This is a genomic window from Granulicatella sp. WM01 (genome assembly GCF_004570605.1).
In the GTDB taxonomy this organism is placed as follows: domain Bacteria; phylum Bacillota; class Bacilli; order Lactobacillales; family Aerococcaceae; genus WM01.
The window spans coordinates 1-7,185 of sequence record NZ_SPPB01000073.1 but is presented as its reverse complement, the minus strand read 5'-3'; the positions used below and the strand labels follow the sequence as shown (position 1 = coordinate 7,185).

Genomic DNA, 7,185 nt, shown 5'->3' with positions numbered 1-7,185 from the left:
TGGATAGTGTCACTATCTGCTAGAAACTCACAAGAACGGGGTAAGTTTATAGACAATTCATGTCTCACCTGTTGTGCTACTTTTTTCTGTTGTTTTAGTCGTTTTACTGTTTTACGATGTGTTTTGGGAGAAATCATCCCATGGTTATAGAGAATGGTACGAACAGTTGTATCTGTTAAATTGATGCCATGTTCTTGTTTTAAAATTTCAGTAAAATGAACAACATTAGGTTTTAAATTGGTAAATGATTGGTATAGTTCTACAATAAAAGTTTTAGTAGATTCAGGTAGACTATGCTTTGGCGAGCGTTTTTTATTTTTATGAGAAAAAGCTGACTTACCCAATTGAACATAATTGTTAAGTAGTCGGTTAATTTGTCTTAATGATAAAGTTAATTCAACACAGGCACGTTGTTTTGTTTTTTTGCCATGATGAACGGCTTTGATGACGTTATATTTTTTTATTTCATTCACTGTTAATTCTATCCTTTTCATATCTCTAGTTTATCATTTTGGGACATTTTGTCATTCGATTACTTTAAGACATTATCACATTCGATTGATAAAAATAAAAAGTTTTATAAAAAACTATTGACAAAAAGATTAAAAAAAGATAAAATTCCGATAATAACACATTGAAAAGAAGAACTGGTAGCTGTGATTAAGAGATCTTGTGGTTGGTGCAAACAAGGGCAAGGCTGGTAGGAAATGGTCTTTGAGTGGTTGTCTGAATACATAAAGACAAACGGTAGCACCCGTTATAGTGTAACAGTTTTAAACTGGCGGAGGTTTACTTGGTGATGAGTAGACAAATAAAGGTGGTACCACGAGAAATGCTCGTCCTTTCTATGAAAAGTAGAAAGGGCGGGTGTTTTTATTTTGAGTAGTATGAATGTTTTATGCTATATGGGTTTGCCTGATCGCTAAAAAAGGAGTGATAAATAGATGATTAATATACAGCGTTTAAATGTTAGTTTTAAGCAAAAGAAAAATAACATACATGCTGTCAAGGATGTGTCGTTAACCATTAATGAGGGAGAAATATTTGGGATAATTGGGTATAGTGGAGCAGGTAAAAGTACACTGTTAAGGTGTATCAATTTATTGGAAAAACCAACGAGTGGGACAGTTTTAGTAGATAGAGTAGATTTAACTGCATTATCTAAAACGGAGTTGCGTCAAAAGCGTTCAGGGATTGGTATGATTTTCCAACAGTTTAATTTAATACATGCTAAAACAGTTTATGAAAATATTGCTTTTAATTTATTGGCAGCAGGAGTTCCTCAAAGCGAACATCGGAAACGTATTGAAGAATTGTTAGAGTTAGTAGGGTTACAAGATAAACAAAATAGTTATCCTGAGGAATTGTCAGGTGGACAAAAGCAAAGGGTAGGGATTGCACGTGCTTTAGCTAATAATCCTAAAATTCTGTTATGCGATGAAGCTACTAGTGCTTTAGATCCAGATACAACACAACAAATTTTGGAACTATTAAAAAATATTAATCAATTATTAAACATTACTATTGTATTAGTGACACATGAAATGGAAGTTATCAAATCCATTTGCCAACGTGTTGCTGTCATGGAAAAGGGAGAGATTGTTGAAGTAGATGATGTGTATCAATTATTTGCTAAACCAAAATCATCACTCATGAAACAGTTTGTAGCAAGTTTATACCAAGATAATCTGCCACAACTGATTTTAAAAGCTTATCAAAATGATACGCTAGTCAGACTTGTTTTTGATAATTCAAATGCCGAACAAGCTATTATCGACCATTTAAAAGAAGCATTTCAAGTTTCTGTTTCGATTGTGCAAGGCAAGATAGAGTACATTCAGCAAAAACCTTTAGGGCATTTAACGATTGCGTTAAAGGGGCATCATCATGAGATAGAGAAAGTGTGTGATTATTTGAAACGCACTATTACACGAATGGAGGTCATTCATTCTTATGAAAACATTCATTGAAACAATTGGACCAGAATTTTCAAAGGCTTTAGGAGAATCAACGATTATGGTAGGTGCTTCAATGGCAATTACGATTTTATTAGGTATTCCATTAGGAATTTTGTTGTACATCACAAGTCAAGGATTGATTTGGAAACAAGCATGGATTAGAAGTGTGTCAAATGTGATTATTAATGTCATTCGCTCAATTCCATTTATTATTTTAATGGTTGCTTTAATTCCAATCACACGTTTACTGGTCGGTAATTCAACTGGTGCTATTGGAGCGATTATCCCCTTGAGTGTTGCGGCTATCCCACTACTTGCTCGGTTAGTTGAAACAGCATTACGTCATATAGACAAAGGTGTTTTAGAGTCTAGTGTTGCTGCTGGAGCATCTACATGGCAAATTATTAAATATGTTTTATTACCTGAAGCAACGTATGGTATTATTCAGGCGATGACATTGACTTTAATTAATATTATTGCTTACAGTGCAACGGTAGGTGCCGTTGGTGGAGGAGGTGTTGGAGATTTAGCTATCCGTTATGGGTATTATAGATACGATAATGTGACGCTTATTGTAACGATAGTATTTTTAGTTGTCGTTGTACAAGCAATACAATTAATTGGCGATAAGATTGCCGAGTGCTTTAAAAAATAATGTCAATTTATGGAGGAATATAGTATGAAAAAATCAATAAAAAAAATAGTGTTCGCTAGTTTTTTAGCTCTATTTACAGTATGCTTAGTGGCATGTCAGCAGCAAACATCAAATACATCTCAAGAGAAAAAGAGATTAGTCATAGGAGCAACGGCTGGTCCTTATGCCGATATGGTTAAAAAAGCCATTAAACCGGGGTTAGAGGAAAAGGGATATACGGTTGAAGTAAAAGAATTTACAGATTATATTCAACCGAACAATGCTTTAGCAGCAGGGGAATTAGATGCTAACTTGTTCCAGCACATCATTTATATGGAAAATTTTGCTAAGAAAAATAATCTAGAATTGACACCGCTTATTCAAGTACCTACTGCACCAATGGGGATTTACTCTAACAAATATAAAACTTTATCTGAAGTTCCAAGTGGTGCCACTTTAGCCTTGCCAGGAGATGTGACAAATGCTGCACGTGCTTACAATATTTTAAGTAAAGAAAAATTAGTCACTTTAAATGATAATGTTGATGTATTAAAAATTTCGCAAAAAGATATTAAAGAAAATTATAAAAATTTAGCGTTTAATGAAATTGAAGCGGCAGGTCTCCCTCGAGCTATTGATTCTGCGGATTTATCGGCAGTACCTGGGAATTATGCGTTGGCTTCAAAAATGGATTTAACGTCTGCATTAGCTCTAGAAAAAATGGACGATAATTATCGTAATCGAGTTGTTGTAAAGACTAAAGATAAAGATGCGCAGTTTGCTAAGGATTTGATTGAAGTGGTCAAATCAGAGAAATTCAATAAAGTTATTGACGAAGAATTTAAAGGGTTTGATAAACCTAACTATAACTAATGATGCAAAAAGTTCATTGAATATGAAAAAAGTGTGTGCATGATAGACTAATGTGCAAAAAATACAAGCACAAAGAGAACTATGTAAATAAATTTTATGATGATTATTGGTAGTTTTTTGCTGATAATCATCATTATTTTTAAGAAGATTTTTAATTTGGTAGTGGTGTAGGTAAGTTGTTTAATAAGAGAATTCACTATATAGAAAGCGTTGTAAATACTTTTATAAAAAGAATGAAAACGGTTGATTTATAAAAGGCTATTTGTTAGAATAAAAATATAAATGGTTGCTGTATGAAAGGAGAAGAGGAAGTGACAGTAATCACTTAAAGATAGGCTAATTAGGGGAAATTTACTTTCTTAATATGGTTTGCAGTATAAAATGAAAGTTAGGAATGTGGTATGTTAAAATCTAAAAAAGCGGTTGTTTTATTATGGGTTCTTTTTACCTTAATGATATCAACACAGGTCTTGGCAGTACATGTACAAGGTGGTATTTGGGAATGTGGATCAATTCATAATATTTTTAAATGAGGAGCGTTTTTTTAGTTATTATTCTTCAAGGGATCATTGGGCAAGTGTAGCAAATTTAGATTGTAATAATTACAGTAAAAAAGAATTTGTTGGTGCAGGCAATCAAGCTTATGCTTTTATCACTACTAATGTTGGTGAAAGAACCACTTTTGACTTTGAATTTTAAGAGATAAGTATTATTAGAGGCGATTCGTCGTTTCTGATTTATTAGGAGGAAAAACATGAAAAAATTATTTTTAATCCTATCCAATATTGTGATGTGTGGTTTTTTTCTATGGGTAATAGTAGCAAGACAGGATGTTTTAGTGTATGACACGTATCCGTCAGTTGCTGTTGTGAGTGGTTCAAAAGATGTACAATACGACATATTAAAAAAGGAATTGGACAATTTAGCACAACAAAGTGACAGCATAGTTGCACGACAAATTAGTATACTCACTCAAGAAGGCGTATCAGAGAATGTATACGAGCTTTTAGGACAAGGAAATCTTCCAGCCGAGATGAAATTGGCAGATTCTAAAATAGCGAAAACCTCCAGTTTAGTCAATAATTATTTTATTGTTAAAGGGAGTTTGTCTGCAGATACTCTTGCTAGTACATTAATTAAATTAGGTTTTGAAAAGAGTATTCCAAATACGCCAAATGTGCTGACAGATTTTATTCGATTATTTAATAAAGGTGGACAGTTTTTAGGATTACTTATTTTTGTGTTAACTTATACGAGTTTAATTGTTATTAGACAACTTAAAACGTTGCGCCATATTGGGATTCGTTTGATTTCAGGGCAAGAGTTAAGGTATCTTGTGTTTCAAAGTATTTTAAAAGATATACGTGATATTGTGGTAACTTTTACTTTGATAAGTCTATTGGGCTCAGGTACTCTTGTTGGCATGCACATGCCACTTATTAGTATACCACTGCTTATTCAAGGTGTTTTAGTGTATAACGTGATATTGGCTGTACTTAGTGTATGTGTGAATGTTTTACTCATTAGTAGTTTGAAAAAAGTTCAGCTTATGCAGTTGATTAAAGGACAAATACCTTTAAAAAGTATTGTAAGTGTCATTTTAATTGGACAATTGCTAGCCACAATCATGGTAGCACTCAATATAAATCATACGGTAGTTGCATTTAAAATTTGGCATGAACAAGAGCAAGGACGTGTTGAATGGGAAAAACAAAAAAATGTAGTTGAAATTGGCATCTCTCGTGAGAGAAATAGTGGTTCCGAAGAAACTATTCAACGGAAAAGAGAAGTGTGGCAAGAGCTAGTTCATGAGGCAGTGGAACAAAAACAGGCGTTATTAGTTCAGCATAATGTAATCCTCCATGCTATCAAGGAAGAGTTAGGAAATCAATCAACTGGTTTGACAGAGTATAATCCAGAGGGGAATACAATTATTGTGACGCCTAATTATTTAGAAAACCAGCATATTGAAGTAACGGCTACTATTAAAGAAAAAGCAGAGAAGCTGCAAGTAGGAGAGTATCTTTTATTGTTGCCTGAAACATTAAAAACAGATACTGAAAAATATGAGGTGCTCTATTCAGAATATATGACAAATTTAACAAAAACTGAAACGGAAACGACGCAGATGCAAGCTATAATAGGATACACAGATAATAATCAGAAGCGATTTATTTTCAATAGACATACTGCAGGAGATACTCAGTTTTTACAAGACCCGATTATTATTGTTGTTACTCCTCATGCGATGAATGCTAAAGTTGGCACGCCGTTCTGGGATAATGCACTAGGAAGTTATTTAATGTTTGAATCAGTTGAACAAGCAAATCGTTTGTTTGAAAAATATGATATTAGACAGGATGTAGGCTACATTCGAACAGGGTATGACAGTTATCAAGAAATAACCCAACGAATCCGAGTTGAAACGCTCACTGCACTTGCAGGTGCTATTTTTGGTTTAGTAACAGCTATTCTATTGTTCAATACGTTAAATGTCCTTTACTTTACGGAGTTTCGTCGAGAAATTTTTATAAAAAAATTGTCAGGCATGTCATTCTTTGAATTGCATCAGTCATATCTTTTTATGCAAATTTCAGTTTTATTAATCGGAGCGATTATAAGTCAATTTTTAACAAGTCATGTCGTCATCAATTGGTGTGTATTTTTTGTCTTTTTGGGAAATATGCTATTACTACTCAAACGTCAAAGTAGAAAAGAAGACAAATTTTACGTGACCATTTTGAAAGGAGAATAGTATGATTACCATAGAGAATATCTCAAAAAGATTTAATGAACGAATACTGTTTTCAAAGTTGAATTTAACGTTTGAAACAGGAAAAATTTACGCACTTATTGGTAGAAGTGGCTGTGGAAAAACAACGTTATTAAACATGTTGGCAAAATTAGAGCCCTATAAAATAGGGAGTATTATCTACCGTAATCAAGAGTTGTCTGAAATTAAGACCTCGCGTTTTTTTAGACAAGAACTTGGGTATTTGTTTCAAAATTTTGGATTGTTAGAAAGTCAAACAATCCAAGAAAATTTAGATTTAGGTTTAGTCGGTCAAAAAATAGATAAAGCAGAAAAAAGAAGAAAGCAAAAAGAGGCGCTTTATCAAGTTGGATTGGACTATCTTGACTTGAAGCAAAAAGTCTATGAATTATCAGGTGGTGAATCTCAGAGGGTAGCCCTTGCTAAAGTTATTTTGAAAAATCCACCTCTTATCTTAGCAGATGAACCGACAGCTGCATTGGATCCAAAAACTTCCAGAGAAATCATGGATATATTAGTAGGATTAAAGCAAGCAAATCGCTTGATTATCATTGCAACACATAATCCTATGATTTGGGAAATGGCAGATGAAGTCATTTCTTTAAATGATTTAGTGAATTAGAAGAGCAATATCAGTTTAAGGATGATAAAGGTTAATTTTTACTGATTGAGATGATGTGATAAAGTTTTCCCGTGTTGTAAAGCCAAGTGCAACAGTACATGAAAAATACTAAAGTCACAGTCTATGTCTGTGTGCGACATAGTTGTTTTGTAATGGAATAGGTGTAACGGTCAAGGTATTAGCGTAGCGAGCCTTTACGGTTACACCTATTCTGTTATAGTTTATGTCGTTGCACACAAACGATTAAACATAGTATGAGGTGTATCATAGTCTAGTAGACGTCTAGGTCTACTATTTAACGCATTTTGTATAGTTGTTATCATTT

Annotated in this window: 6 protein-coding genes, 1 pseudogene and 1 other annotated feature; of the genes and pseudogenes, 6 read left to right on the top strand and 1 reads right to left on the bottom strand. The window is 33.4% G+C overall.

Annotated features, from left to right (window positions below; translation table 11 throughout):
- A pseudogene (locus tag E4T68_RS07940) lies at positions 1 to 494 on the bottom strand (helix-turn-helix domain-containing protein); the annotation flags it as partial.
- Positions 495 to 625: 131 nt separating this feature from the next.
- Positions 626 to 847 (top strand) — a binding site (T-box leader).
- Between the two features lie 97 nt (positions 848 to 944).
- On the opposite strand from E4T68_RS07940, the gene E4T68_RS07935 reads away from it, so the two are divergent.
- The 6 genes from E4T68_RS07935 (at position 945) to E4T68_RS07910 (ending at position 6,860) form a co-directional block, all read left to right on the top strand.
- Complete coding sequence (locus E4T68_RS07935; protein WP_135125807.1) at positions 945 to 1,970, top strand: methionine ABC transporter ATP-binding protein; 1,026 nt, start codon at positions 945 to 947, stop codon at positions 1,968 to 1,970.
- Complete coding sequence (locus E4T68_RS07930) at positions 1,954 to 2,613, top strand: methionine ABC transporter permease (protein ID WP_135125805.1); 660 nt, start codon at positions 1,954 to 1,956, stop codon at positions 2,611 to 2,613. Before E4T68_RS07935 ends, E4T68_RS07930 begins: the two co-directional genes overlap by 17 nt.
- Positions 2,614 to 2,637: 24 nt before the next feature.
- The gene (locus tag E4T68_RS07925; RefSeq protein ID WP_135125803.1) at positions 2,638 to 3,465 is read left to right on the top strand and encodes a MetQ/NlpA family ABC transporter substrate-binding protein; all 828 of its coding nucleotides are present in this window, start codon (positions 2,638 to 2,640) and stop codon (positions 3,463 to 3,465) included.
- Positions 3,466 to 3,969: 504 nt separating this feature from the next.
- On the top strand, positions 3,970 to 4,164 hold the full coding sequence (locus tag E4T68_RS07920; protein ID WP_135125801.1) for a hypothetical protein: 195 nt from the start codon (positions 3,970 to 3,972) through the stop codon (positions 4,162 to 4,164).
- Positions 4,165 to 4,219: 55 nt separating this feature from the next.
- Positions 4,220 to 6,220 (top strand): DUF1430 domain-containing protein, encoded by a 2,001-nt coding sequence (locus E4T68_RS07915; RefSeq protein WP_135125799.1) that lies wholly within the window; start codon positions 4,220 to 4,222, stop codon positions 6,218 to 6,220.
- Position 6,221: 1 nt separating this feature from the next.
- A complete protein-coding gene (locus tag E4T68_RS07910; RefSeq protein WP_135125797.1) occupies positions 6,222 to 6,860 on the top strand; it encodes an ABC transporter ATP-binding protein in 639 nt (212 codons plus the stop codon).
- Positions 6,861 to 7,185: the final 325 nt, after the last annotated feature.

What these genes read in the sequence shown, in the direction of transcription:
- E4T68_RS07935 (WP_135125807.1), top strand. Translation starts at nt 945, where the DNA reads ATGATTAATATACAGCGTTTAAATGTTAGTTTTAAGCAAAAGAAAAAT.
- E4T68_RS07930 (WP_135125805.1), top strand. Translation starts at nt 1,954, where the DNA reads ATGAAAACATTCATTGAAACAATTGGACCAGAATTTTCAAAGGCTTTA.
- E4T68_RS07925 (WP_135125803.1), top strand. Translation starts at nt 2,638, where the DNA reads ATGAAAAAATCAATAAAAAAAATAGTGTTCGCTAGTTTTTTAGCTCTA.
- E4T68_RS07915 (WP_135125799.1), top strand. Translation starts at nt 4,220, where the DNA reads ATGAAAAAATTATTTTTAATCCTATCCAATATTGTGATGTGTGGTTTT.
- E4T68_RS07910 (WP_135125797.1), top strand. Translation starts at nt 6,222, where the DNA reads ATGATTACCATAGAGAATATCTCAAAAAGATTTAATGAACGAATACTG.